Origin of the sequence: Chryseobacterium sp. c4a, from assembly GCF_009900745.1 — a bacterium.
GTDB lineage: Bacteria > Bacteroidota > Bacteroidia > Flavobacteriales > Weeksellaceae > Chryseobacterium.
The window spans coordinates 118,443-144,145 of the sequence record NZ_WXVU01000006.1 but is presented as its reverse complement, the minus strand read 5'-3'; the positions used below and the strand labels follow the sequence as shown (position 1 = coordinate 144,145).

Sequence of the window (25,703 nt, the reverse complement as noted above, 5' to 3'; positions counted from 1 at the left end):
TTGAATGAACTCCTTGATATTTTAGTCAAAAGACAGATTTATCGTTTCCCCATCTTTAGGAATTAAGCATTGATTGGAATATCCTTTTTGATCAATTTTTTTCTGAGTATATTGTCTGTCTTCTTTGCAATGGCTTACAGTCTCCAGATGAGTTATTATAATGTTAGATTTCGGAGCATATTCACAGACTTTGATAATATCTTCACTCGTCATAATAATAGGGTCTCCTACAGAAAATGTAGCGGCTCCGCCTGCTACAACAATGTATTGTGGCTGATGGCGATCTATTTCTTTAGCAATATCATCATTCCAAATGCTGTCTCCCACAATATAAATAGACTGTTTTTCTTTTTTAAAAACAAATCCATTGACTGTTCCCATTTTATCGCCAATTTCTCCGGTGCCATGTTGTCCTTTTGTAGTAGAGATTTCAATATCATTCCAAACAATGTGCTCTCCTATCACAATAACGTTATGAAATCCTTGTTCTCTAATTTGCTCTGAAATAGCTTGCGGACATAAAATTGTTGTTTTCTTATCAATAAACTCTATGGCAGTAGAATCCCAATGATCTGGATGTAAATGAGTAATAGCTACTGCATCTATCATCCTCAGTTTTTCTGTTAAACTTTCCCGATTAAAAGGTAAATCAACTAAAGGGTTTAGTAATTCATTATCAGTCATGGGGAATTTTCCTAAAGATCCTTTTTCTCCAAGCATAGGATCAATTAAAATAGAGATATCATCAATATTTAATAGCAATGTTGCATTGCGCCATAATTGTAATTTCATTTGATTAAGTTTGTAGAACAAATCTATTGGTTCCCTTTTAAACAACAATCGAAGGTTACCAAAAGGTTATCCATTTACATTAAAGTAACCTATGAATTTTGAAGAATTTAAAAACTGTGGTTTGAGGAAAAGTCTGGACATTCTTTCAGGAAAATGGAAACCCTTAATTCTGCATAATCTTTTTGAAGAAGATGAGATACGTTTTGTGGAATTATGGCGGAATATGCCAAAGGTATCAAAAAAAGTTCTTTCAGAGCAGCTTAAACAACTGGAGGAAGATCATATTATCCAACGGATTGAAGTCTATAATTTTCCTCCGGAAGTTTATTATAAGCTTACTGAAAAAGGAAAAAAGCTGGGGCCTATCCTTTCGAAGCTGCATGTATGGGGAAATGAACTAAGTTCTTAGATTATTGTACTGCATTTAGTTTTTAAACTGATCCAAGATCTCCAAAATATTCTGGTATACTATATCCAGTTCTTCAGAAGAAATACAATATGGCGGAACCAGGTAAAGGACATTTCCTAATGGGCGCATGATAATTCCACGCTCTAAAAATTCATTATACAATTTCTTTCCGATTTCATTGAAATAAGAAGTGCCATGTCCGGTTTTAAAATCAAAAGCCAGAATGGTTCCGATCTGACGAGGATTTTCGACCTGAGGATGTTGTGATAAAGCTTTTAAAAACTCTGAGTGCTGTTGAGAAATACGTTTGATATTCATTTGAGTGTCTTTTTTAAGTAGTAATTCCATACTTGCTAGTGCTGCAACACAGGCTAAGGGATTGGCTGTAAAAGAATGTCCGTGAAATAAAGTTTTATGCTTATCATCAGACCAAAATGCTTCATAAATTTCTTTGGAGCATGTAGTAACTCCCATTGGCATTGTTCCGCCAGTTAAACCTTTTGAAAAGCACATAATATCTGGCTGTTCGGTAAGGTAATGGGCTGCAAAGAGCTTTCCGGTTCTTCCAAATCCTGTAAAGACTTCATCCTGAATCATCAAAATTCCCTGCTGTCTGCAGAATGTCATCAGATTATTTAGGTCTTCGGCTTTGTACATTAACATGCCTGCTGCTCCCTGAACTAATGGCTCATAAATGAAGCAAGCTACCTCATCTGTCATCTCATTAATCTGCAGCTGTAAGCTTTCCAGATTTTCAGCGTTAGGAGTATCAATGAAAATAACTTCAAATAACCTGCTTTCAAAAGGCTTAGTCCAATAGCTTTTTCCACTTACAGACATTGCTCCAAATGTATCACCATGGTATGCATTTTTAAAGGCAAGAATTTTTGTTTTTTCTTTTCCTTGATTGTGTGCATATTGAATACACATTTTCAATGCTACCTCCACTGCTGTAGAACCGTTATCAGAATAAAAAACCTTGTTCTGATTATGGGGTAAAAGTTTCAATAGGTTTTCAGAAAGCTGTGTAGCTGGCTCATGGGTGAATCCTGCAAAGATGACTTGTTCTAAGGTGTTGAGCTGCTCAAATATACGTTGAGCGATATAGGGATGAGAATGCCCATGAAGTGTTACCCACCAGGAAGATACAACATCCATGTATTGTTTTCCTTCCGTATCATAAAGATAAAGTCCTTTGCCTTTTACAATAGGAATAATGTTGTCTGCAGTTTTCATCTGGGTATAAGGATGCCAGTTGACTGCCTTGTCCCTTTCTTGGAGGTTGATTGGTGTTATTGTATTCATGTATTGATATAAAAGTATTTGACTTTTGAAGTCAGGTGAAAGTTTTTGTTTTTAACGAAATGTTCGCTAGGACTTTATAATCTGACAATATGATTTTTAAGATCGCAAAGGCGTTTCACTCAGCTAAGGCTAATTAATGTGCTTTTCTCTACTGAATGCAATGCCCTTGCGAACGAAAAAATCTGCAATTTTATATGCTTCTTTAGCGATCTTGGCGATTAAATTATTTTAGTCTTCAGACCTGGATTAAGAACTAAACAACCAGACAAGCAATTCTTAAATACAAGTCAAAATGCCTAATATTAAAATCCAGAAACTCATATTATATATAATTTTTTAGCAGCAGCTTTCTTTTTTCATCATTGGCTTTAATCCAAGGGTTTGCAGCATTTGCATATCTTCAGAAACTCCGGGGTTAGGAGTTACCAATAATGTTTCTCTTTCTCCGGTGAAAATAGAATTAGCTCCTGCCATAAAACACCAAGCTTGTTCGGTTTCTGTCATCTCTATTCGTCCGGCACTTAGTCTTACCATAGAAGAAGGCATAACAATTCTTGCTGTAGCGATCATTCTTACCATTTCCCAGGTGTCCACTTTTTCATTATCTTCTAATGGAGTTCCTTCTACCCTTGCTAATGCATTGATAGGAACAGATTCTGGATGTTTAGGCATTGTAGCTAATGTTAACAACATAGATATTCTGTCTCTGTGAGTTTCTCCAAGTCCAATAATTCCACCAGAACAAACTGTAATTCCTGCTTTTCGGACATTGTTGATGGTGTTGATTCTATTATCAAAAGTTCTTGTTGAGATGATCTCTTCATAATACTGTTCGGAAGTGTCAAGGTTATGATTATAAGCATATAAGCCTGCTTCCTGTAATCGTACAGCCTGTTCTTCGGTAAGCATTCCTAAAGTACAGCATACTTCCAGTCCAAGTTCATTAACTCCCTTTACCATGTCGATCACTCTGTCGAAATCGCGATTGTTACGAACCTCACGCCATGCTGCAGCCATACAGAAACGGGATGAACCGCTGTCTTTCGCTTTTTGTGCATGGGCAATAACTGTTTCAGTAGGCAATAAAGCCTGTACTTTAATATTGGTATGATATCGTGCTGCCTGTCCACAGTATGAGCAGTCTTCCGGACAGCCTCCGGTTTTAATGGATAATAAAGTAGAGATTTGTACCTCTGAAGGATCATGCCATTCACGGTGTACAGTTGCTGCTTTGTAGATAAGCTCCATAAGAGGTAAATGATAGATCTCTTCTATTTCTTCCTTAGTCCAGTTGTTTCTGATTGTTGTTGTATCCATTATCATAGTTTTGTTATTATTAATTGTTTGGCAATAGTTGTGATGTGTTCTTTATCCGTACTTTGTATTTCCGGAATTTTGATAATTTTTGTATCTTTTGTAATATAATTGGAGATTACTCTTTCTGTATCTTCGGGAAATTCTCCATTAAGAATTAGGTATTCCAAGGGAATGTTTTTTTGCTGCAGAGCCATGATTGAGAGTAAGGTATGGTTGATGCATCCTAAATAATTTCGTACCACAAGAGCAGCAGGAAGTTTGAGTCTTTCAATCAGGTCGATCATAAAAGTATCATCTGAAAGAGGGACCATAAGCCCTCCGGCTCCTTCTATGATTAATGTATTTTGTGTTTCCGGGAGTTGAAAATCATCAAGATTGATCTGTATATTTTCTGCTCTTGCGGATTGATGTGGAGATGCTGCCAATTGTAGGCGGTATGTTTCAGGATGACAGATCGTATGATCAGTCCAGTTTGCAATTTTATGACTATCTGTAAAATGAAGATCTCCTGATTGTACGGGCTTCCAATAATCGGCTCTAAAATATTGTACTAAAATGGCAGAACATACGGTTTTTCCAATTTCTGTTCCTATGCCTGTTATAAATAATTTCATTCGAAGTATTGAGTTATGTGATGCGTGGTGTTTTTACTTATATAAAATCTTTAATAATTTTTGTAAGCCTGATAATCTCTTCTTTTGTATTAAAGCTGTGAAGACAGATTCTAAGTCTTTCGGTTTCCTGTTTTACTGTAGGACTGTATATCGCATAGGTCAAAAGCTCTGCTTCTGATAAGACATTTTGTAAAGACTTTAACTTTAGGTTATCAGGAATGATAATGGCCTGAACTGGGCTAGTTTCGGAAGATGGAGATGGAATGCCTTCACTTCTGAATGTTTTTATATTCTCCTGAAGCTGTTTGGATAATTCCGAGTGATCTTCCAAAAAGTGATACCCCGTTTTTATGCTCATCCATTGAAAATCCTGGGCAGAAGTAGAATAAATAAAAGGAGAAGCAAAATTGACCAAATAAGACTTTATCATTTCATTACAAAGGATGGCAGCACCATGAGCTCCTAATGCTTTTCCATAGGTGATTACATTCGCGAAAACCAAATCCTGTAAACTATACTCATCAACTAAACCTTTTCCAAAAACACCAAATGCATGGGCTTCATCAACAATTAAATCAGCGTTGTATTGCTTTGCCAGTTCAGCGATTTTTCTGATTGGAGCAAAATCTCCTTCCATGGAGTAAAGGCTTTCTATAGCAATATAGCAATGTCCTTCCTGTCTTTTTAAAATGCTTTCCAGATGTTCAGTGTCGTTATGCTTACATTTTAATTTTTTAGCATTTGACATTTTACATGCATCATGTACAGAACGATGAATTTGCTCATCTACAATAATGGTATCATGACGGTTGGGAAGTGTTGAAAATAAAGCTAAGTTGGCATTATAACCGGAAGGGAAAAGCAAAGCGGAGGGAAACCGATGTCTTTCTGCAATAAAGTCTTCCACAGATGTTGCTACTCTGCTGTTTCCGCTGATCAGCCTGGAACCTGTACTTCCTGAAATTAATTGAGGATTTGCATTGATCTCCTTCAATAGCCTATTTTGAAGATCTTTGTTCTTGGCAAGTCCCAAGTAATCGTTGGAGTAAAAATCAATTCCTTCGGTTTTTGGTTTTAAGGTTCTGAGCGTACCGTCTTGCTTTCTTTTTTGGAGGGCTTCCTGAAAATAGTTCATCCTTTTAAGCATAGTTCAGCTGTGCTACTTCTTCTGCAATGACATTGATCCATTGTTCGTGAAGTTCTTTTTCTATTTGCAGAATATGATCTGCATGGAGCTGCCAATCTTTAGAGAATTCATTAAGCTGATTAATCATTTCTTCCAGATGGCCTTCTTCTTCCAGGATAATAGATTTTACCATGATTTTTGAAGATTCTTCTGTAAGGATCTGCTGATAAACAGGGTAAAGTTCATCAGCACGAACTTCAATAGCATAGGTAACAAATAGATAAGCGGCATACTTGAGATCTTCTTTTGTTAATTGAAATACATCCTGGAGATACCTGCAAGCTTTAATATCTAATGAATGAAGATATTGTCGGGTTGCTATAGGAGCCAGTAATTCCTGACTTTCGTAAGTTTTACAAAGCTCAGGATCTATTTTTCCAATCTGTTTTTTCAGATAATAAGCATGACGGTGTTCTTCGGCAGCATGTTTAAGCTGAATTTGAGTAACCAAAACCGGATGTTCACACTTTGATATTTTTCTTGCACCGGCATTTTCCATAAAAGAAAGGGTGTTCAGCCATTTGGCATGAGTGCTGCCATCTTTTACTATTCTTTCGAGCAGATGATGAAATTCCATAGATTTTTATTTTGATGTCAAAAGTAGTATATTGCCGGATGGTTATATGGTGCCAGTTTTTATATTATGGATAGTCCGGTTAAGATTCCTTATGAAAGTTTTATTAAAATAGATAGAAAATCAGAGACTTCTATCTATTTACAAATTGCTAATCAATTGGTGAACGCTATTCAAAGGGGATTTTTACCTTTTGGAACAAAGCTTCCGGGAACGAGAGCCTTTAGTGAGATACTGGAAGTTCATAGAAATACGGCAGTAGCAGTTTATGATGAATTATCTGCTCAGGGTTGGGTAGAAAGCTTTCCGAATAAAGGGACTTTTGTTATTGGAAAAGATCAGGAAAAGCCTGTTCAGGTGAGAGATTTTAAGAATAATAACCTTCAAAACTATCCTAAAACAACAGGCTTTACTTTTAAAACCTCTAATATTCTGGATAATCCATTTGAGCATTCGGATTGTGAATATGTCTTTAATGATGGAGTTCCGGATATCAGATTGACACAAATTGGGCAGCACTCAAGATTTTACAGTTCTATTCTTAAGCGTAAATCTAATCAGAAAGGGCTCGGTCATTATAATCAGGATGGAAGTGAGTTTTTCAAAGAGCATTTGTCTCAGTATCTTAATTTATCCCGGGGTCTCCCAATTTCCAAGAGCAATCTTCTGATTACCAGAAGTACGGAAATGAGTATTTATGTTGTTTCCGAAATCCTTTTATCCCCAGGAGATACGGTTTTGGTAGGTGATCTGAGTTATTTTTCTGTAAATATGATTTTCCAGAAAGCAGGGGTCAATATTGTTACTCTTCCCATTGATGAAGATGGAATTATTGTGGAAAATGTCCGAGAAGCTTGTAAGAAACAGAGAATAAGGATGCTTTATCTTACACCACATCATCATTATCCTACAACAGTAGCGCTGAGTGCCCAACGGAGATTGGAATTACTGGAGTTAGCGAATGAATATGGGTTTGTTATTCTGGAAGATGACTATGATTATGAATTTCATTATGATAAAAGTCCGATTCTTCCTTTGGCCAGTGCTGATACCAATGGAATGGTGATTTATATCGGATCTTTTGGAAAATCACTAGCTCCGGGATTCAGAACCGGATTTATTGTTGCCCCTGAGAATTTGATGGTGGAAATGCGAAAACACCTTGGGATCATTGATAGGCAAGGTGACATTTTGATGGAAAGAACATTGGGAGAAATGATTGAAGAAGGTGAAATCAATCGATATTTGAAAAAATCTTTAAAGGTTTATCAGGAAAGAAGAGATCTGTTCAATATTTTGCTTAGGGAGAACCTTGGAGATATTATTACTTTTGAGAAACCTTCAGGAGGCCTTGCCATCTGGATGGAATGGGAAATTCCTATTAATCTGATGCAACTGAGTAGAAAATGCGCTCAGGATAATTTATTTATCCCCAAAACCCTGCTCTATCAGAATAAGGGTCTTACTGCAATGAGGCTGGGTTTTGGGGATTTAAATGTTGATGAAATGGAAAAAAGCATTGAGATCCTTTCTAAAAATGTAAGATCTTTCGTGTAAAGAAACTATTTTTTGAAAAACTTATCAAACAAAGTCAGTTGATTGGATAAAGATTGGCTCCAATAGGCAGTATCATGAAGCCCCAGAGATTCCGTATACCAATGTTCTATTTTCATTTCAGTAAGTTTGGTGTGAAATTTCCTGTTTTGCCCGATCATTTGAACATCTTCTGTTCCACAATCGAAGATATAGTGTTGTCCGGCTGTTGCCATTACCTTAATCTTGCTGTCTGTAAGAAAATTAGGGTTTATGGAGTCTAGAGGCCCCAATACTTTATTTACCATATATTTATTATACCCTTCTCCAAATGAATTAAAGTCTAAAGCTCCACAAGAGCTTCCTACAATTCCAAATGTTTTATTATAGGTTACCCCAATATTTGTTGCTCCATAGCCTCCCATACTCCATCCCAGGATTCCTCTGAACTTCTTTTCAGCTTTTACAGGATAGTTTTTATCCATAAAATCAACAAGTTCTTTTCCAATAAATGTCTGGTACTGGGAATCTTTAGCTACCGGACTATCCACATACCATGAACTGTAATTTCCATCAGGTAATACATAGATGGTTTTATACTCCTGGGCCTTTTTAACGATATCCGGAATATCTTCTTTAATGATCCTGTCCGGATTACCACTGAAACCGTGAAGAATATATACCGATGGATACTTTGTATTGGGCTCTACATTGGGAGTGATGATAATCGTTTTGATCTTTTTATTCATCTTAGGACTGAAAACTTCCTGATGAATGATCTTCTGTGCTGAAAACTGTGCAAAGGCAGTCAGAACAACAACGATGTTGATTAGCTTTTTCATGCTTTAAAAATGTTTAATTAATACTAGAGATCATCAGTACCTGTTGTATAAATGTAAGGTCTTTTATTCAAATAATCTAAGAATACCGATGATCTTATGACAAAGCAAAATTGCACTGAAAAAAAAGGAAAAGCCTCAACAAATGTTGAAGCTTTTGTTCATTTATTTTTTTATACATTTCTATGATTAATATTTCCATAGCATCAATCCTGCCTGATATCCCGCGCCGAGTGTCCATATCAGGATGTGTTCTCCTTGTTGAAGTTTCCTTACATTCTTTTGATACTGATGTAATGCAAGAAATGGACTTGATGAACCCGTATATCCGACTTCTCTTGAATAGAATGGAACTTTTTCAGGAGGCAAATTAAAATGTTCACTGATGATATTGATATTTTTGATGGATAATTGAGAGAATAAGAACAGATCGATATTATCAAGGCTCAAATGATTACGTTCTAAAAACTGAGCCATATCATTTAAAGCAAAATCTACACTGCCGCTTCCGTCAAAAGAGGTATCCCAGAGGGTTACATCATTTTCCTGACGACAGGAATGTCCTTGTGGCGGAAATAAAACAGAATTATGGAAATTGCTGTCTGTATGATACATTACATCCATTAATCCGGATTCAGAAGACTCTTTTTCTACGATGAAAGCAAATGAAGAATCAGAAAAACAAAATGCTGTAACCGGATTTTTTGGATCCAGAATACTTGAAAGCCTTTCTGAACAAACTACTAATGCTTTTTGTGCTGTAGCAGATCCTTCCAGATATTTTGCAACCTGATCTAAAGCCACAAATGCCCCAATACAATTGACATTGATATCATAGCATAAAGTAGCAAGTTTCCCGCCTAATGCCTGATGTATTTTAATAGCATCACAAGGAATATGATGTTCCGGTGTGGAAGTTACAAATACAATCACATCAATATCCTGAATAGAAATATGACTTTCTCTAAGCACTCCTTTTGCAGCTTCTATTCCCATAGAAAGTGTGTTTTCTTCTGCATCTTCGGTTAAGATAAACCGATTATTTCGTCCCAGTGCATTCTGGATCTTTTGCATGGACACGTTTTGCAATTCAAATTGTTCAATTACAAATTCATTGGTTTCCGCATTGTCCGGATGATAAAAATAAGTGTGATGAAGTTTCATAGTGATTTTGTATAATTTGTTTTATTATTTCTCTAATTAGAGATTTATTTGTAAATTTAGAAAATTATACAATACAAAATCTTAATTTCATGAAAAAAATTCTCACTTCAATTCTTCTCTTAGGAACATTCTCAATGCAACCTCAATAACAAGAACTTATAATGTGAAATCAAGGATTAACTATGCCGGAGGAACAACTACCAATGATATCCGGGCTATAAATGATCCTTACGGTCGTGGGGATTATTCCCAATTAAGGGTTTCCATTCTTTCTTTTTAAAGTGTTTTTATTAGTAGAGGTCATCCGGATAGGGTAATCTCTACTAATAAAAAAAGCTTCAGTTTGCTCAATAATATTATCCTGTAATTTCTTTTCTTATTCTGCTGAGCTGAGTGGGGGTAATTCCTAAATAAGAGGCAATATGATGCTGTTTTAATCTGACATACAGAGATTTGTTTTCAAGCAATAATAGATACCTTTGTTTTGCAGTTTCAAATTTTAAAGAAACTTCAAGAGGTTCCTTTTTTACGACCCAGTTTTTTTCCAGATACCGAAGATGAAACAGAGCAAGATCGTGGTGTTTTTCCAACAGTTCACGAAAGGCTTTCACCGGATATTTAATGACTGAGCAATCTTCAAGAGCAATGATACTAAAATCACTGGGTTCGTTCTTAATAATGGCTGCTGTAGAGGCTACAAAGCTATTTTCTTCAAAGAAGATTTTATAGATATTATTTCCTTCTTCATCCGTTGTATAATATCCTATAAGTCCGGATTTTATGAAATAATAGAACCTTGCCATATTCCCCGCTTCCAGTAACAATTCATTTTTTTTGTACCGTTCTTCACTGCATATATCCATTAAAGCTTCAGAGGTTTCTTCTGATAGTGGGTAATAGCTGTTGATTTGCTTTAGAAATTCGGAATTATTCATTGCTAGGATTGTTTGTGGATCATATAATGTTTTTTCTATGTATAATTATACTTATTTGTGGCCATTAAAAATATGTCAAAAATATATAGCAATCTTTACTCCAATATTTTCTTCATCATCAGATCCGTCTGCTCTTCATCGCCAAGTCTGAAAATATGCTTATCAAATTCAACGAAGCCATTTTTTCTATAGAAATGTAAGGCTCTCAGATTTTCTTCCCAAACACCCAACCATAAATATGATTTTTTGAAGTGTTGAGCGGTTTTCAAAGCCTGATCATAGAGAAGCTGACCGACTTTCTGACCGTGATGACTTTTCTTGACATAAATTCTTTCAATTTCAAGACTGGTATCATCTTGTAGCTCAGTCTGTGCATTTCCACTATTAACTTTCAGATAACCCACCGGATTGTCTTCTTCCCAGGCAATATAAAAGTGCGAATCCGGATTATTGAGTTCAGATTTTACTTTTTCGGAATTAAAACTTTCCTTCAGGTACTTTTCCATGGCTTCTTCAGTATTGTCTTTTGCAAATGTCTCAGAAAAAGTCTGAATACCCAGTTTCTGTATAATATCCGTATCTTCAACAGATGCTTTGTTGATAATAATTGATGCCATTTTTATTATGTTTTATGAAAATAATATCTTTTTGAATGCTTCAGAAGCTAAATGTACCTGTACACTCCAGTCATCGGCAGCATCACTTCCGGCATCATCAGAGATGTATTTTAAACATAGAAACGGGATGTTTTCTTTTTGTGCAATCAGAGCTAGAGGATAAGCTTCCATATCTACAATATTGTAATCGGTTTCTGAATGATTCATCTCAAAACTATCACCACTTCCGCAGATCCCTTCTTTCAATGTGTCCATTTTTAAGCCGTATTCCAGAACAGGTGGTACTCCGGATAATGGAGTTTCATACATTTTAAACCCTAAACCTCTTACATCCATATCTCTCTGGATAAACTTTGTACAACAAACCACTTCTCCTTTATGGAATCCTTTGCTTCCTGCAGACCCAAGATTGACAATCAATTTCGGTTTTCTGGTGTGAATTTCTTTAGTAAGCTCTATGGCTGCATTCACCTTTCCGATTCCCGTGATCAATTTATTTTTACCGTCAAATACCGTTCCTGCTTCAGAATCCAGCGCAAAAACAAAGAGTGTATCTGCTATAGGATAATGAAGTTCATTATTAATTTTTATCATTGAAAAATATAGATTTATTCTGTTTTACAAAGATACAAGAGTTTTGTTTTATTTCAGAAAGATTATAAAACTTGTGATTTTCTATTTCTGGCATTAAGTACAATGAATACAAGGTATCCTGTTATAAAAATAAATAAAGGAACTTTAAATGCTGCGTAATTAAACATTGCCAGAGGAATTTGAATCATTCTGCTAAATAATGGTGAAAGTATTAGAAGAAAACTTAAAATGGTTATTAAATCTTTGTTTCTCCATTTGGTAAAGTTCAGTGCTATACCTAAAAGCCCAAGAACGGCAAAAGACTGTTCTGTATTTCCGAAATCAAAAGTTGTAAATAACAACCAACCAATAAAAGGAATACCAATCATTTGTCCTGCTAAAATAATCAGTGTATAAGAAAGGATTGAAAAATATCTTAGAAAGTTAATGCTTTTCATATTCATCTTTTACGTCGTACCATGAATTTTCATTAATGGACTGGCTTTAATAATTTGACATTTAAATATAAAACGATTTCCATTATTTTTAAAAAAAATTAAACTATTAAAAAACCCCAAACTAAAAAGCTTGGGGTTAAGATTTATTAGATGCTGCATCCATCTGCATCGCAGGAAGCTCCGTTGTTTCCTGAGAGATCTTTAAAAGGACTCACTGTTTCTTTATAAGTCTGTTGCAGTGCATTTTCAAAAACTTCTACCGGTTGGGCTCCTGAAACGGCATATTTTCCATTCAAAACGAAGAAAGGAACTCCGGAAACGCCATTGTTTCTTGCTTCCATAATATCCTGGTTCACTTCATAATCCAATTGTTCAGAGGTTACCGCTTCTTTGGCTTCCTCTTTATCAATCCCTAAGTTTTCAGCAATAGATATTAATACTTCAGCATCACCTACATTTTTACCATCAATGAAATGAGCAATAAATAATGCTTCTTCCATTTCATTTGATTTATTGTATTTCTTAGCTAAATGAAGCAGTCTATGAGCACTGAATGTATTGGTAATTAATGCTTTTTCAAAGTTGAAATCAATCCCAGCACCCTTTCCCATTTGAGTAACTTGGGTAAGCATCTGTGAAGCCTGAGCTTCCTGTACCCCTTTTTTCTCTCTGAAGTACTGAATGGTATTCTGAGTTTTATTCGGATCTAAGGTAGGATCCAACTGGAAACTCTTCCACTCTACCTCTACCTCATCTTTAAATGGCAATTTTTCAAGTGCTTGTTCAAAGTTATTTTTTCCAATATAGCAAAACGGACACATTACATCCGACCAGATTTCTATTTTCATTTTATTTATTTTTAATACGAATTTAGTTCTGCAAAGATACGAATTTATTTTAATGTAATAAAATTTGTTACAGTTGTTCTGGACAGCTTGCTAATACCTGTTTCTTTCTTTCGATTAGATTTCTCAATATCATCATTATAAAGGCTAGAATCCCAAATATAAAACCTATCCAGGGTGTATATTCTACCCCTTTAGTGACGATGATCCAGCCTCCGATGGTTGTTCCTAACGTAACTCCTAAATTTCCAAATGAAGTAGCCAGACTGTTGGCAAACTCTAAAGCATTTGGAGCGGCAGAGATCATATAGGTAGATGCATTCAGAAAGCTTGGTGAATAAAGAAATCCCCAAACTCCTATAACGATGATAGTCGCGAGCAGGTTACCATCCGAAAGGGATAATAATACCGGAATCAAAACCGTTCCGGAAAGAAAAAATGCAAGGGTTGCTGTTACATTCTTATTGAGCATTTTACCTGCAATCCTGTTGGCCATAATCCCAATGATTCCAAATAAAAATAACATATAACTTATCATTGAAGTATTCATTCCTTTTGCTTTACCAAGATAATCTGCAAAATAACTGTAGGTAGAAAACCAGGCTGTAATCATAAAAAAATTGGTAAGTGTACTCAATATAAATGACGGCTGTTTCAGTATTTTAACCTGGCTTCCAAATGATTTTTTCTCATTTACAGGCATTGCTGGAAGAAGAAAATGAATAATCATCAGAGCTATTAAACTTATTATCGCTTGTATCATAAATGAATATTCCCAGGAATAAAGCCCTGAAATCCACGTGGCAAAAGGTACTGTAGTTACCATTGCAATGGCTACCCCACTGAAAACAATACTCATCAATTCATTTTTCTTAGTATTATCTGCCCCGTTTACGGCTACAGAAAGAGCGGTCGCAATATATACAGGTTGTAAAAATGCAGGAAGAATCCGTACGATCATCAACAGCCAGAAAGGAGGTGAAAATGAAGAGATAATTCCTGTAATCAGAAACATAATAATGGCGGCAGTCATTATTTTTTTACGGTCTATTCCCGAAGTAAGCAATGTCATAAAAGGCCCTGTAAGAGCAATAACCAAAGCAAAAGCACTTAAAAGATATCCTGCTTTATCTATACTGATCTTATAATATTCTGCTATTTGCGGTAAAATTCCAATGATTCCGAATTCTGTAGTAATTACAGCAATAAAACCTAAAGATCCAATGTAAGCATACTTTTTCATTGTTTCCTTTGGATTATTTATTTAAAATGCTGTTGGGCAAAATCTGCCATTTCATTTACCGCCAGTTGAGTTTCTTCCAGAATTTCTCCCATATGCATAAAACCATGAACGGTATCTTTATAAAAGCTTGTGATAAGAGACACTCCGGCAGTTTTCATATTTTCAGCAAGGTTTCTCGCATCATCAGCTAAAGGATCATGTTCGGCAATGAGGATTAAAGTAGAAGGGGTATTTTTAAAATCCTTTATTAAAATAGGAATAGCCAGTGGATTATGAGCTTCTTCTTTGGGAAGGTACCCGTTCCATGCTTCTACTCCGCCTTGTTTATTCAATACGGGGCCGTTTTCATATATTTCCCAGGTTTTTGTATTAAGCTGATTATCTACTGCCGGATAAATCAAAACCTGAAACTTAAAGTGCTCTCCAATTTGAGTAGAAACAGCGGTTGATAAAGCTCCTCCGGCACTATCTCCTATGATTCCAATTTGATCTTTGTCAATTCCTAACGCTTCAGCATTTTCTAATACCCATTGTACAGCATCAAGACAATCATTCAATCCGGCAGGAAAAGGATGTTCAGGAGCAAGACGATAATCGATGAAAATTACAATAGCCTTTGTTTTATTGGCTAGTTTACGAACAACAGCATCATGAGTTTCATAGCCACCGGCAATGAACCATCCACCATGGATATAGATAATAGCTGGTGATTTTTTGTCTGTTTTTCCTTTGGGGCGATAGATCCTTGCTGGAATCTGGTGATTTTCAGCGGGAATATTCAGTTCTTCAATCATCGCAACAGTTTCCTTTTTTCCACTGAGTTGGAATGACATCACTTCAAGGTATTTACGGGTATCGTCTAACGGGTTTTGTGGATTAAAAGACTGTATTTTTTCTAAATGGTTTAAAATCTGATTGATTTTTGGAGTCAACTGCATTTTGTTGTATTTTAAATTAATATTGTTTTGCAGTGAACAGTAGCGCTATTGTTATTTTATCTGCTTTTATACTGGCAAATTTAGTTAGCATCCCTTACATTTGCACTATACACAGTTCAATGTATGGTACTAACAAATTTGTAAGTAATGGGGAAGATAAAAGAAAACTCAACCAATAATATCAATAAACAATATATCCACGAATGTGATTTGAGCTATGCCGTATGTAAAATTGGCGGAAGGTGGAAGTTGTTTATTTTGAGTAAATTAAAGGAGGAGAAGTTACGTTTCAGTGAACTCAAAAGATCGATTTCAGGAATTACAGAAAGGATGCTTACGCTTCAGTTAAGAGAACTTGAAAAAGAAGGATTGATAAAAAGGACAGTATATGCGGAAGTTCCGCCAAGAGTAGATTATGAGCTTACAGAAATTGCTAGAGAATTGATTCCTATATGGGATGCACTGAATGAATGGGGCGGAAAACACCGAAAATTTATTGAAGAGCAGGAAAATTGCGGTGAATAGCCGGATTTTTTATTACCAGAAATATCTTATATATACCCAAAAAACGATGTGTCTATGCGGTTTAAAAGATTTTTACAACATAGACACATAGAAATATATTATGTGAAAATAGTTTGTTGTTCAGTAAATATCTGAATTTAACTATTGAATTGAATTTTAATGGGCTATCAACAGTCTGAAAAAGAAAGCTCACGTCCTTGCGCTTGCCAACAGAATTTACGGCTTATTGACTTTATTACAAAACAAAACATGAGCAATTAAAGCTAATACTCCAAAGGCGGTTCCTACAGCACAAACTCCTGTCCATTGTGCTTTTTGCCATGCTAAAGAAGCCAGCCAGGTTCCCAGTGAACCTCCAATAAAATAGGAAACCATATACACGGTATTCAATCTGTTTACTGCATTGGATTTGATTAAAAAATAATTGGTCTGATTCATGATGTGGCTTGATTGTACTCCAAGATCCACAAGAATTACGCCCACAATCAAACCCCAATAGGTTTCTCCTGCAAAATAAGTAAATCCCCAACTCCCGATCAGGATCAGTAATGAGTATAATATAATGCGGTTGATATCCAGGTATTTTTGAAACTTTCCTACTTTTGCAGCAGCCAGCGCTCCTACAGCTCCTGCTAATCCAAAACTTCCCACAACGGATGAGCCAGCATTAAAAGGTGGCTTTTCCATGTGAAAAACCAATGTTGTGAATAATGCACACATAGATCCAAAAGCCATTGCTCCACGGAATGATGCCAGCTGAAGAATAGGTTGCGTTTTGGCAAGATGAGCTACAGAGCGCATCAATTCTTTGTAAGTACCTTTAAAATTTGGATGTAGCTCCGGAAGCATTTTGTAAACAGCCAGCCAGACTAAGATCATTAATCCTGCTGCAATTCCAAACATGGCTCTCCATCCCCATACTTCTCCTACAATTCCTCCAATAAAACGAGAAAGTAGAATTCCCAATAAAAGACCTGACATCACCAGACCGATATTAGCCGATTTTTCTTTATCTGATGAAAGTTCTGCGGCAATGGGAACAAACAGCTGCGGAATTACAGAAGTAGCTCCAATCAATAAACTGGCAGCATAGAGCATCCATAATTGATTGGCAAAAGTCATCCAAAGCAGCGAACCAAAAACCAGAAATAGATCGATCAGGATTAGTTTTTTACGATAAAATTTATCACCAAGTGGTACAATCAGTAATAATCCGAGTGCATAACCAATTTGGGTAAGCACAGAAATTTTGCTGGCTGCGGCTTCAGAAACGTGAAGATCCTCCGATATTAATGCCAACAAAGGCTGGTTATAATAATTATTAGCCACTACAAGCCCTGAAATAATAGCCATTAGCCAGACTACTGTTCTGGAAATACCGTTGGTAGAATTCACCTGCATCTTAAAATTTTTTTGAATGGTAATATATCCTGATGATTACCTGTTTTGGATATATTTTTAACGTTTTCAAAGGTAAGGAATTTCATAAAAAAGACCGATTGTTATCATTGATTTCACCTTTAGGTGTTATAGATGATTTACTTGTAGCCTGCTCTGATAAAGAGTTTTTTTTAAGGATTATCCGATTTTATTTTTACATTTGTAATTGCACACATTTTATTTTATGGATTCTAAGGAACAGATCTTACAGAAATCGGCAGAAGCAAAGGAACTTTATCTTCCTCATATTTCAGTGGATCCGGTTGTTTTCGGTTTTGATCAAAACGAACTGAAGGTATTGCTGGTAAGGATGAAGTACAGAAATAAATGGCTGTTGCCCGGAGGTTATGTAAGAAGAGATGAAGATTTGGATGAAGCTGTGGTAAGGGTTTTGGGAGATCGGGCGGGCGTTCATAATGTATTTCTGGAAGAATTTGCTGTTTTTGGAAGAAAAAACAGAAGTCAGCTCTATTTTGAGGAGTTTGACGAAACTCTTTTTCAAAAGCAAAGATTTATTTCCGTAGGATACTATGCGCTTTATAATTCTTCTGAGATCAATCCTGTAGCTGATGATGTGAGTGAAGCATGCGAATGGGTGTATGTGCGCCAGCTGCCTGAAATTGATTTTGCTATGGATCATCGTGAAATCATTGAAAAAGCCCTCCTTACTTTACGGGAAAAGATTTCTTCCAAACCCATCGGTTCCAATCTTATGCCTGAAAAATTCACACTTCCCGAACTGCAGAAACTCTATGAAGCGATATTGGATAAATCGCTCAACCGCGGAAACTTCTATAGAAAAATTAAAAACCTGAATGTTTTAAAAAAGCTTGATGAACAGAGATATGTGGGAGCTCACAGGTCGCCGGATCTTTATTCGTTTGACATGGAAAACTATGAGAAAGCGTTGAATGAGAGTCAAAACGGCTGGTAGAAACATTTCCATTGTTTTTGCCGATCATGGATATTGATGAAAAACCTTTCGGATGTTGGAAATATTCAGGAAATTTGCAACATGAAAATCATTCCACTCAAAGAAGGCAATTTCTCAACAAGCAAAACCAAAGATTTTACGCTTTTAACAGAAGAAAACTTTGATACTGTTTCCGGGATCAAAATGTCTGTTCAGCCTTTTCTTATCATTACTGAAAATGATTATATTCTTTTAGATGCTGGAATTGGCTGGGAAAATGAGGCGGGTAAAACTGTTATCTCAACAATTCTTGAGAAAGAAAATATACGTCCTGAGCAGATCACCAAACTCCTTCTCTCCCATCTTCATAAAGATCATATTGATGGAGCTCTACAGCTTACAGATCAAGGGTATGAAGCAACATTTCCTAATGCACAGATCTATATTCAAAAACGAGAGTTGGATTTTGCCCTGGAAAATAAAGGAAACCCTTCTTTTGATTTTGATATTCTTGACCAATTGATCCAATTACCCAATATTATTTGGATGAATGAAGACAAAGGGCAGATTACTGATGAAATCTCGTATGAAGTGGTAGGCGGTCATACTCCATTTATGCAGGTATTCTGGATTAGAGAAAATGGAGAGACCGTTTTCTACGGAGCGGATGATCTTCCACAGGCTTCCTATTTGAAATACCATCTTGCCTACAAAAGTGATTTCGATGGCAGAAAAGCAATGGAACTAAGACTTTTATGGGAAAAGGAAGCCAGGGAGAATGATTGGAAAATACTTCTTTATCATGATCTGGATAAGGCCGTGATTAAAGCTTAAAAAATGGCTTAAATTTCATTAAACCATTTGTAGATATCAAACTCAGAAGGAATATTAAGTTTCTTTCTGATTCGGTTTTTCCGGTTTTGTATAGCTTTTGGGGTAACAAAGATACAGGTTGCTATTTCTTTGGTTGTCATATTAAGCTTTAGGTAAATACAGAAGATCAGTTCAGAATTTTTAAGGCCAGGCTGTATAGCAGATAACTTTTCGAAAAAATCCGGATAGACCAATCTGAATTTATTAAGCAGGCGGGGTGAATTTGCTTTGGCTAATGCCATTATTTCATCTTGTACAAGAATCTTTTGATTCAAATCCTCTAAGTTCAGTTCAGTTTTTTTATTTTTCATAATACTTTTTCATCTCTACTTGTTTCTGATGGGCATCTTTTGCCTACCAGTACAAAATCTTTTTCTCTTATCAATCTTGTGCTTGATCGTTTTATTGGAATAGAATTAATTTTATATATTCAAAATATATTTAATTTTATTTAATAATATTTAACCAATTTGGGTTTGTATATTATATTTGGCAAATGATTGAATTAAAAAATTCATACCTCTTAATTTTTATTCATTTTTGTATAGGACAAAGAAATAAAAAATGATTAAAATTTTATTAAAACAGAGTACCACATACATACCACGTTATGTTTTTCAATAAAATATCTTAACAGCTTTTATCACACCGTTTACCATCTTTTTTTGCTAGGCTTAAATGTAAGAGGTTCGTCTCTTCACTTTTTATGATTGTAGTCAATAGTTTTTAAAAGAATTGACTATATAATGTAATATTTTGTGGTATGTGAATGGTACCCTATTCCATGGTCAGTGATTGAAATAATTGTTTCTTTATTCTTTTAGAGTTTTGAAACAACTTGATATGAAATGATGAAAAAGATTGTATTAAGATTTGTAAGATGATAACGAAGTCACAGATATGATCACTGAAGATTTATTACTTTCATTTAATGCAGAAATAAAGCATTATAAAGCAGGCGAAACCATTTTTTGGGAAGAAGATATTCCTTTATACTATTACCAGATAGAAAAAGGGAAAATTAAACTCAATAATTATACTGAGGATGGAAAAGAGTTTATTCAAAATATATTTTCCGATGGCCACAGTTTTGGAGAGTCTCTTTTGTTCGTAGAACGCCCTTATCCTATGAATGCAGTAACGATAGCAGATTCTTCTGTTTTCAGATTGCCTAAAGCCAGCTTTCTAAATCTGATACAAAGTAATCCGGAAATTTCTTTGAACATCTATCAATGCCTGGCAGAAAGGATGTATTATAAATATATTATGTTTTATAATCTTTCGTTTCAAAATCCGGTATCCAAGCTCAAATTACTGCTTGATTACCTGAAAAGTTATCATGATAATAATAAAGCACCTTATTCTTTCCTTATCCCACTTACCAGACAACAGCTGGCTTCATTGATTGGTCTTCGTGTGGAAACTGTAATACGAACTATCAAACAGATGGAAAAAGATAAAATTGTAAAACTTGAGAAAAGAAAGATTTACTATTAAAGTATTAAATTCCGGATATTTAGATAAATATCCGGAATATTTTTAAGGGAGTTGTTCCAGCTGATTTTCTACGAATTTTAACTGCTGGAGATAAGTGTAGCAGCCTTCAAAATCAAAATATTTTTCTTTTAATAGTGCCACTTTGTATTGGATAGGCAGATATTTTCCCCATTTTGAAAAATCTATCATTTCAGGAGTGTTCTCTAGTAAATTGGTAAGTATTGAATCAATATCCTGATCTCTGTTAACCCCATTTAAAATAGCTGTCAGCTCACTACTGTTACAATTCTCTATTTCAAATAGGCTTTCATTATCGTGGAGAATACTTTTAACGTCCAATGTTTTCAGAATAAACTGCAAGGTTCTGTTGATTTTAGAACTGCTAAAGGAATAAAAAGAAAGATGTTCATTACTGGTTAATAAAGGCCTGTCCGTTTTACAATCGTGAATCATAAATACAGAAAACTCTTTTCTTAAAGCATGAATGGCTTCAATACTCATTTCATCCAAAAAGTCATACGTTTCTTTTGAGATAAGTATTTCAAGCATTTTTTCCCGAATACGGTAAGCAGTATCAGCTGAGTTACCAAAGAATGTAGGTTTTTTACCATCGTTGGCGGGTATTACTTCTATTTTTTTTGTTTTAAAATCAATATCAATAATGCTCCAGATCTTTGCTGACAGGTAAATATTTTCATTTTCTCTTATTTGTGGTGATAATGGCAACTCTCCAATTTTAACAGCATTACTGGAAACTTTAAAGAAAACCTGAGTCTCAAAAAGGCTGTAAAAATCCCTGCTATTCACAACTTCTTCTCCTTCTATTCCGATGATCAGCTCATTCCCCAGCTTTTCTAAAAACTCAAGGGTAATAAGATGAGTGATAATCTCTTCTACCTCTTCTTTTTTAAGGGGTGCGAAAACAGAATTGGTCATTATTTCCTCCAAAAGTTTGGATAAAGAGATTCCTGATGTGCCTTTAACAATAGATAAAATTTGATGGACTAAAACATCATAAGGCTTTTCATTGATAGAAATAGGTTCTATATACTGCTCTTGATATAGTAGCCAGCATGCTAAGGATTGTAATAAACTCCATTCATCCGTAGCATATAAAAACAGGTTACTTGCTCTGCCTTCACGTCTTCCGCTCCTTCCTACCCTTTGAATCAGAGAGGCAATACTATGAGTGGCATCAATCTGTACGACTTCATCTACATTACCGATATCAATTCCCAGTTCCAGGGTTGAAGTACAGGAAATACAAAAATTTTGAAGAGTGGAATTTTTAGCAAAAAATTCTACATATTCGCGAACTTCCTTATCTACAGAGGAATGATGGGAAAAATAGTTTGAATGGCCGCCTACTCTTTCTGAAATTTGTTTTAATTTCACTGCAACTTCTTCTACCCGACCTCTTGCATTGGGAAAAATAAGAACTTTACTTTCTCGTGTTCTTACATATAAATCCTTTAATAAGGGTAATGGGAGTTCATTGGCAGAACCTGCAAAGTATTTGAAAACTGCATTAATCGGTTTAGGCGTTGTATCTCTGATGATTTTGGTACGTTCAGGATCTCCAAGAAAGTTTTTAAGCTCCATATATTGGTTGGCATCACTTACAGTGGCAGAAAGTCCTACAATACTGAATCTTCTTGTATTTACTTTTTGAAGACGATTCAGTAGAGATTGTAAATGAGTACCACGATCTGATCCCAGAAACGAATGAATTTCATCAATCACAATATAATCCAATGTTGAAAACAAGTGTTTAATATCGTAAGGTTTATTCACAAACATGGCCTCCAAAGATTCCGGAGTAATAAGAACGATCCCTTCCGGATTTTTTAACACCCTGTCTTTGGCTCCTTTAGCGGCTTCTCCGTGCCATTTGGTGACCGGAACATCCATATATTCACAAAGGCTTTCAACACGAACAAACTGATCATTAATTAAGGCAATTAAAGGAGAAATATACAGTACCTTTACACCGGGTTCTTTAAAATTCACCTTCGATAAAATAGGCAGAAAAGCAGCCTCAGTTTTACCTGAAGCTGTTCTGGATATTAAAACATAATTGTTATCCGTGGTCATAATCCTTTGAATGGCAGCTTCCTGAATATTCCTCAGGCTCTCCCATTTCTTATCCCGGATATATTTTCTGATCGGCTCAGAAAGCAGGTCGAATGCTGTCATAGTTCCTCAATACTATCTAAAATAATCAGATCATTGGGTCTTTCATCGGAAATTTCAATATCTCCGAAAAGTCTGTTTTTATCAACATCGGGATTTTGTCTGATAATATTCAGGATATTCAGGAAATCTCTGATTACTTCTCTTGGAGTAAGAAACTCTGCAGCTCCGGGTTTATTGAACATCTCTTCCATAAAAGCAGAAATCTCTTCATCAGTAATATTCAGTTCAGTTTTGTAATTGAAATCGAAGATCAGCTTTAGCTTTTTAAGCAATACAAAGACTTCATTATGATTCAATGGCATCAGTTTGATAACCGGTTGTGCAAAATCACGGAATTCAGAAGTTTCAAATTTATTCCCTTCTAGCCTCGATTTTAAAGCCTGATAACTGAAAAGTCCTCTTCGTTCATTTTCCAAGAACTCTTTTGTTCCGGCAAAATTGATGAAAAGATTAGACACTTTTCCCTGGAAACAGTCATTATAAATGGATAAGATCTTCTCATAATTTTTTTCACGGGAAGCTGAAACGGATATTTTGTAAAGGTTGATTGCTTCATCCAGATTAATCATAAACCCGCTATAGCCCATGCTTACAAAAAGCTTACAGAAATTCTTCAGCATATCATAATAATTGGAATCATTGATGATTTCCCTTATTCCCAGATCCTGTCGGGCTTCTGTTTTGGTAGTATATTCTCCTTTCAGCCATTTTAAAGCATTTCGGCGCAGTAATTCATCGCCTTTGATATAGCCTTCGTAGTATTTTACAATCGCAGAGCCAAAATCGAAACCGCCCACCTCGGTAATTTCATTCACCGTTTTCATGATAGAATTCTGAATCAGGTTTAAATACTGATCATTTCTTATTTCTATTAAAGAAATTTGGTTTTCCTCTGCTGTTTTTGAGATCACCTGCTCAATCCATTTTTCCAACAGTGTTTGCAAAGCGCCTCCTTCCGGTTTGGTCTGGATAGCAATATTATCCATAATAGCAGAATAGAGAATAACACTCTTCCCATCATTGGCATACAATCTGTTATCCGGAGTAAAATCGGCATTGGCTACGACAAACTTTTGCTTTAAAGCTACCGTATTTAAAAGATGAAGCATAAAAGATTTTCCGCTTCCAAAATCTCCAATCCAGAATTTTACAAGACTAAGTCCGTTTTTAATGTCTTCAAGAGAACCGATGAATGCATTCACTTCATCAGATCTTCCTACTGTAATATGTTGTACTCCAATTTTAGGAACCACACCGCTTATCAGTGAATTGATAATGGAGGTTGCTTCTTTGGGTTTAATATTGTCAATCATTATTTAAAAGTTTTTTATAGTAATCGGTGTTTATAATAAAGTAATCGTCTTCTTCTTCAATGAGAATATCATCAAGGGCTTCATAGCAGCATTCGTTGATAGTATCTATGGTAGACCCCATAAATAAGCCTTTGGCTTTGATAAAATCTCCAAGATCGGTTTGAAGCATATTAAAACTTTGCTTCTCAAACAGATCCAGAATTTCTTTTTGAATAGGTGATAAACTTAATTCTGTAAGATATTTTATAGTTTGATTTTCCTGAACTTGAGGAATCGTAATGGTTTCCTGCTGTTCATAGGAAATATCCTCTGTTTTTACAGGAATATCTTCATCTTCTTCATTGAGAATTTGCCCTAAAATATCGGCTGTTTCAGAATCTAAAGCCTGAATGCTTTTAATCGCTTCAGGATCAATGGTAATTCTTTTTCTTTTAGGAGCATAAAGCATATTCGCCTTTTCAATAGCTTGTTCCAGATCTCTGTCTGTCATAAACTCACTAAGGATCTTTTCAAAATCAGACAGCTGTTCTTTTGTAGAAAATAAGCTTTTTTGAACGGTCTTATTCAGCTGCCTCTGATCGAACTTTGGTGAATTCAGATCTTTATCAAGATAATGAATATAAAGTCTTAATGCACAGGTTTTATCATACCCCGCGACAAACTTTGAAGCTTCGAAAAAGATGGCATCAACAGATGGGTTTTTACTATTTACTTCTGTAAGTCTGAAAATTTCTCTTTCAAAAGCCAAGGGATTGGAATAATCTTCTTTGATTTCATCGAATTTGGTTTTCCAACGGTTTGTATTATTCTCATTGAGGATAATATTTGTTTTATAGTCGGCATCCAGAACCTGATGTTGATTTTCAGCCAGAAAAGCCTCCAACTTAGAAACGACTTTTCGATTATACTGATGAAGAATATCCGGATGGTTGTAATTGAAATCGACATTGATTTTTCTTTTGATACCATATATCTCACGAACATTATTCTCACATAATTTCAGAATATGATTGAAAATCTCGGTCTGTACAGAATCATAGGTATAACTATAGTTAAGACTATCTTTCCTATAGTTGTAACGAAGGCATACAATGATTTCTGAAAGTTCATCAATGACTGTAGCATAAGATTTATTGATAGGAATACAGTACTGATAGAGGTATTCAACAGCCCTTAGGAACTGTTTTAATATCTGGATTTTACAATATTCTATTTCGTTGAAAACATTGCCGGAAAAAGACATTTTATCCAGCATTTTGACCTGATCCTCGTTAAGAGATAATTTGCGGACATATTTTTGTCCTATTTTCCATGAACCGGGATCATAAGTCATAGTTGGCTCATTCGGAACAGAAGATATACTTCCAAAATTAATCGGAGTTTCTGTATTTCCCGAAACATCTATTATGGAATCATCAATAGTGTTATCATTCAGCATGATGGTGTCTTAGTAAAATTGAGTTATCGAGTAATTAGCTTTCTTGATTATGAAATCAATGTTCTAATATAGCAATATAATATCTCAAATTTACTTAAGTTTTGAAAATATTCTTTACGGTTTTCCGTAATACGAGAGCATTTTCACCTTAACATACTCCGACTCT

26 protein-coding genes are annotated in these 25,703 nt (G+C 35.3%); 6 read left to right on the top strand and 20 right to left on the bottom strand.

All coding sequences use genetic code 11. The annotated features are described in order from the left end of the window. Window positions 1-21: 21 nt before the first annotated feature. Entirely contained in the window at window positions 22-792 is a 771-nt protein-coding gene (locus tag GTR01_RS10575; RefSeq protein ID WP_160137806.1) for an MBL fold metallo-hydrolase, read from the bottom strand. Window positions 793-883: 91 nt separating this feature from the next. Between GTR01_RS10575 and GTR01_RS10570 the strand changes: the two genes are divergently transcribed. Further along, a complete protein-coding gene (locus GTR01_RS10570; RefSeq protein ID WP_160137805.1) occupies window positions 884-1,201 on the top strand; it encodes a winged helix-turn-helix transcriptional regulator in 318 nt (105 codons plus the stop codon). A 15-nt stretch (window positions 1,202-1,216) separates the two neighbouring features. On the opposite strand, the gene bioA is transcribed toward GTR01_RS10570, so the two are convergent. The 5 genes from bioA to GTR01_RS10545 form a co-directional block, all read right to left on the bottom strand. Continuing rightward, on the bottom strand, window positions 1,217-2,506 hold the full coding sequence (gene bioA, locus GTR01_RS10565) for an adenosylmethionine--8-amino-7-oxononanoate transaminase (protein WP_160137804.1): 1,290 nt from the start codon (window positions 2,504-2,506) through the stop codon (window positions 1,217-1,219). A gap of 336 nt (window positions 2,507-2,842) precedes the next feature. Further along, the gene (gene bioB / locus GTR01_RS10560; protein WP_410492576.1) at window positions 2,843-3,823 is read right to left on the bottom strand and encodes a biotin synthase BioB; all 981 of its coding nucleotides are present in this window, start codon (window positions 3,821-3,823) and stop codon (window positions 2,843-2,845) included. Between the two features lie 2 nt (window positions 3,824-3,825). Then, window positions 3,826-4,437 (bottom strand): dethiobiotin synthase, encoded by a 612-nt coding sequence (gene bioD, locus GTR01_RS10555; RefSeq protein ID WP_160137802.1) that lies wholly within the window; start codon window positions 4,435-4,437, stop codon window positions 3,826-3,828. A gap of 37 nt (window positions 4,438-4,474) precedes the next feature. Beyond that, a complete protein-coding gene (locus GTR01_RS10550; RefSeq protein WP_228452210.1) occupies window positions 4,475-5,572 on the bottom strand; it encodes an aminotransferase class I/II-fold pyridoxal phosphate-dependent enzyme in 1,098 nt (365 codons plus the stop codon). Between the two features lie 4 nt (window positions 5,573-5,576). Continuing rightward, window positions 5,577-6,200, bottom strand: a complete 624-nt coding sequence (locus tag GTR01_RS10545) for a hypothetical protein (protein WP_160137800.1) — start codon at window positions 6,198-6,200, stop codon at window positions 5,577-5,579. Window positions 6,201-6,266: 66 nt separating this feature from the next. On the opposite strand from GTR01_RS10545, the gene GTR01_RS10540 reads away from it, so the two are divergent. Further along, on the top strand, window positions 6,267-7,754 hold the full coding sequence (locus tag GTR01_RS10540; RefSeq protein ID WP_160137799.1) for a PLP-dependent aminotransferase family protein: 1,488 nt from the start codon (window positions 6,267-6,269) through the stop codon (window positions 7,752-7,754). Between the two features lie 5 nt (window positions 7,755-7,759). Here GTR01_RS10540 and GTR01_RS10535 read toward each other — a convergent pair whose 3' ends face one another. The 9 genes from GTR01_RS10535 to GTR01_RS10495 form a co-directional block, all read right to left on the bottom strand. After that, window positions 7,760-8,572, bottom strand: coding sequence for an alpha/beta hydrolase (locus GTR01_RS10535; RefSeq protein ID WP_160137798.1), 813 nt, complete (start codon window positions 8,570-8,572; stop codon window positions 7,760-7,762). 186 nt (window positions 8,573-8,758) lie between these two features. Further along, window positions 8,759-9,733 carry a 3-oxoacyl-[acyl-carrier-protein] synthase III C-terminal domain-containing protein gene (locus GTR01_RS10530; protein WP_160137797.1) on the bottom strand — a complete coding sequence of 325 codons (975 nt, stop codon included), beginning with the start codon at window positions 9,731-9,733 and terminating at the stop codon, window positions 8,759-8,761. Window positions 9,734-10,089: 356 nt separating this feature from the next. Next, window positions 10,090-10,668: a Crp/Fnr family transcriptional regulator gene (locus tag GTR01_RS10525; RefSeq protein WP_160137796.1), complete on the bottom strand. Its 579-nt coding sequence runs from the start codon at window positions 10,666-10,668 to the stop codon at window positions 10,090-10,092. Between the two features lie 95 nt (window positions 10,669-10,763). Further along, a complete protein-coding gene (locus GTR01_RS10520) occupies window positions 10,764-11,285 on the bottom strand; it encodes a GNAT family N-acetyltransferase (protein WP_160137795.1) in 522 nt (173 codons plus the stop codon). Window positions 11,286-11,297: 12 nt separating this feature from the next. Further along, complete coding sequence (locus tag GTR01_RS10515) at window positions 11,298-11,879, bottom strand: nucleosidase (RefSeq protein WP_160137794.1); 582 nt, start codon at window positions 11,877-11,879, stop codon at window positions 11,298-11,300. 62 nt (window positions 11,880-11,941) lie between these two features. Beyond that, complete coding sequence (locus GTR01_RS10510) at window positions 11,942-12,316, bottom strand: hypothetical protein (protein WP_160137793.1); 375 nt, start codon at window positions 12,314-12,316, stop codon at window positions 11,942-11,944. A gap of 146 nt (window positions 12,317-12,462) precedes the next feature. After that, window positions 12,463-13,164, bottom strand: a complete 702-nt coding sequence (locus GTR01_RS10505; protein ID WP_160137792.1) for a DsbA family protein — start codon at window positions 13,162-13,164, stop codon at window positions 12,463-12,465. A gap of 67 nt (window positions 13,165-13,231) precedes the next feature. Then, window positions 13,232-14,404, bottom strand: a complete 1,173-nt coding sequence (locus GTR01_RS10500; protein ID WP_160137791.1) for an MFS transporter — start codon at window positions 14,402-14,404, stop codon at window positions 13,232-13,234. 17 nt (window positions 14,405-14,421) lie between these two features. Then, window positions 14,422-15,342 (bottom strand): alpha/beta hydrolase, encoded by a 921-nt coding sequence (locus GTR01_RS10495; RefSeq protein WP_160137790.1) that lies wholly within the window; start codon window positions 15,340-15,342, stop codon window positions 14,422-14,424. Between the two features lie 147 nt (window positions 15,343-15,489). On the opposite strand from GTR01_RS10495, the gene GTR01_RS10490 reads away from it, so the two are divergent. Then, on the top strand, window positions 15,490-15,867 hold the full coding sequence (locus GTR01_RS10490) for a winged helix-turn-helix transcriptional regulator (RefSeq protein ID WP_160137789.1): 378 nt from the start codon (window positions 15,490-15,492) through the stop codon (window positions 15,865-15,867). Window positions 15,868-16,083: 216 nt separating this feature from the next. Here the strand turns inward: GTR01_RS10490 and GTR01_RS10485 are convergent, their stop codons facing one another. Beyond that, complete coding sequence (locus GTR01_RS10485; protein WP_160137788.1) at window positions 16,084-17,268, bottom strand: MFS transporter; 1,185 nt, start codon at window positions 17,266-17,268, stop codon at window positions 16,084-16,086. A 223-nt stretch (window positions 17,269-17,491) separates the two neighbouring features. Here GTR01_RS10485 and GTR01_RS10480 point away from each other — a divergent pair, with 223 nt between their 5' ends. Further along, a complete protein-coding gene (locus tag GTR01_RS10480) occupies window positions 17,492-18,241 on the top strand; it encodes an NUDIX hydrolase (RefSeq protein WP_160137787.1) in 750 nt (249 codons plus the stop codon). Between the two features lie 36 nt (window positions 18,242-18,277). Continuing rightward, complete coding sequence (locus tag GTR01_RS10475) at window positions 18,278-19,054, top strand: MBL fold metallo-hydrolase (RefSeq protein ID WP_228452209.1); 777 nt, start codon at window positions 18,278-18,280, stop codon at window positions 19,052-19,054. 8 nt (window positions 19,055-19,062) lie between these two features. Here the strand turns inward: GTR01_RS10475 and GTR01_RS10470 are convergent, their stop codons facing one another. Further along, window positions 19,063-19,404: a helix-turn-helix transcriptional regulator gene (locus GTR01_RS10470; RefSeq protein WP_160137786.1), complete on the bottom strand. Its 342-nt coding sequence runs from the start codon at window positions 19,402-19,404 to the stop codon at window positions 19,063-19,065. Window positions 19,405-19,993: 589 nt separating this feature from the next. Between GTR01_RS10470 and GTR01_RS10465 the strand changes: the two genes are divergently transcribed. Next, a complete protein-coding gene (locus tag GTR01_RS10465) occupies window positions 19,994-20,590 on the top strand; it encodes a Crp/Fnr family transcriptional regulator (protein WP_160137785.1) in 597 nt (198 codons plus the stop codon). A 42-nt stretch (window positions 20,591-20,632) separates the two neighbouring features. Here the strand turns inward: GTR01_RS10465 and GTR01_RS10460 are convergent, their stop codons facing one another. From GTR01_RS10460 to GTR01_RS10450, 3 genes are read right to left on the bottom strand one after another with little or no spacing between them, the layout of a single operon-like run. Further along, a complete protein-coding gene (locus GTR01_RS10460; RefSeq protein ID WP_160137784.1) occupies window positions 20,633-22,786 on the bottom strand; it encodes a DEAD/DEAH box helicase in 2,154 nt (717 codons plus the stop codon). Then, the gene (locus tag GTR01_RS10455) at window positions 22,783-24,099 is read right to left on the bottom strand and encodes an ATP-binding protein (RefSeq protein ID WP_160137783.1); all 1,317 of its coding nucleotides are present in this window, start codon (window positions 24,097-24,099) and stop codon (window positions 22,783-22,785) included. Before GTR01_RS10455 ends, GTR01_RS10460 begins: the two co-directional genes overlap by 4 nt. Further along, window positions 24,092-25,537 (bottom strand): tellurite resistance TerB C-terminal domain-containing protein, encoded by a 1,446-nt coding sequence (locus GTR01_RS10450; RefSeq protein WP_160137782.1) that lies wholly within the window; start codon window positions 25,535-25,537, stop codon window positions 24,092-24,094. Before GTR01_RS10450 ends, GTR01_RS10455 begins: the two co-directional genes overlap by 8 nt. Between the last annotated feature and the right edge of the window lie 166 nt (window positions 25,538-25,703).

Coding starts and splice junctions, on each gene's coding strand:
- GTR01_RS10500 (WP_160137791.1), bottom strand. CDS start 14,404: ATGAAAAAGTATGCTTACATTGGATCTTTAGGTTTTATTGCTGTAATT.
- GTR01_RS10545 (WP_160137800.1), bottom strand. CDS start 6,200: ATGGAATTTCATCATCTGCTCGAAAGAATAGTAAAAGATGGCAGCACT.
- GTR01_RS10470 (WP_160137786.1), bottom strand. CDS start 19,404: ATGAAAAATAAAAAAACTGAACTGAACTTAGAGGATTTGAATCAAAAG.
- GTR01_RS10570 (WP_160137805.1), top strand. CDS start 884: ATGAATTTTGAAGAATTTAAAAACTGTGGTTTGAGGAAAAGTCTGGAC.
- GTR01_RS10450 (WP_160137782.1), bottom strand. CDS start 25,537: ATGCTGAATGATAACACTATTGATGATTCCATAATAGATGTTTCGGGA.
- bioB (WP_410492576.1), bottom strand. CDS start 3,823: ATGGATACAACAACAATCAGAAACAACTGGACTAAGGAAGAAATAGAA.
- GTR01_RS10515 (WP_160137794.1), bottom strand. CDS start 11,879: ATGATAAAAATTAATAATGAACTTCATTATCCTATAGCAGATACACTC.
- GTR01_RS10495 (WP_160137790.1), bottom strand. CDS start 15,342: ATGCAGTTGACTCCAAAAATCAATCAGATTTTAAACCATTTAGAAAAA.
- GTR01_RS10480 (WP_160137787.1), top strand. CDS start 17,492: ATGGATTCTAAGGAACAGATCTTACAGAAATCGGCAGAAGCAAAGGAA.
- GTR01_RS10520 (WP_160137795.1), bottom strand. CDS start 11,285: ATGGCATCAATTATTATCAACAAAGCATCTGTTGAAGATACGGATATT.
- bioD (WP_160137802.1), bottom strand. CDS start 4,437: ATGAAATTATTTATAACAGGCATAGGAACAGAAATTGGAAAAACCGTA.
- bioA (WP_160137804.1), bottom strand. CDS start 2,506: ATGAATACAATAACACCAATCAACCTCCAAGAAAGGGACAAGGCAGTC.
- GTR01_RS10525 (WP_160137796.1), bottom strand. CDS start 10,668: ATGAATAATTCCGAATTTCTAAAGCAAATCAACAGCTATTACCCACTA.
- GTR01_RS10485 (WP_160137788.1), bottom strand. CDS start 17,268: ATGCAGGTGAATTCTACCAACGGTATTTCCAGAACAGTAGTCTGGCTA.
- GTR01_RS10535 (WP_160137798.1), bottom strand. CDS start 8,572: ATGAAAAAGCTAATCAACATCGTTGTTGTTCTGACTGCCTTTGCACAG.
- GTR01_RS10475 (WP_228452209.1), top strand. CDS start 18,278: ATGAAAAACCTTTCGGATGTTGGAAATATTCAGGAAATTTGCAACATG.
- GTR01_RS10505 (WP_160137792.1), bottom strand. CDS start 13,164: ATGAAAATAGAAATCTGGTCGGATGTAATGTGTCCGTTTTGCTATATT.
- GTR01_RS10575 (WP_160137806.1), bottom strand. CDS start 792: ATGAAATTACAATTATGGCGCAATGCAACATTGCTATTAAATATTGAT.
- GTR01_RS10455 (WP_160137783.1), bottom strand. CDS start 24,099: ATGATTGACAATATTAAACCCAAAGAAGCAACCTCCATTATCAATTCA.
- GTR01_RS10540 (WP_160137799.1), top strand. CDS start 6,267: ATGGATAGTCCGGTTAAGATTCCTTATGAAAGTTTTATTAAAATAGAT.
- GTR01_RS10530 (WP_160137797.1), bottom strand. CDS start 9,733: ATGAAACTTCATCACACTTATTTTTATCATCCGGACAATGCGGAAACC.
- GTR01_RS10550 (WP_228452210.1), bottom strand. CDS start 5,572: ATGAACTATTTTCAGGAAGCCCTCCAAAAAAGAAAGCAAGACGGTACG.
- GTR01_RS10510 (WP_160137793.1), bottom strand. CDS start 12,316: ATGAAAAGCATTAACTTTCTAAGATATTTTTCAATCCTTTCTTATACA.
- GTR01_RS10460 (WP_160137784.1), bottom strand. CDS start 22,786: ATGACAGCATTCGACCTGCTTTCTGAGCCGATCAGAAAATATATCCGG.
- GTR01_RS10490 (WP_160137789.1), top strand. CDS start 15,490: ATGGGGAAGATAAAAGAAAACTCAACCAATAATATCAATAAACAATAT.
- GTR01_RS10465 (WP_160137785.1), top strand. CDS start 19,994: ATGATCACTGAAGATTTATTACTTTCATTTAATGCAGAAATAAAGCAT.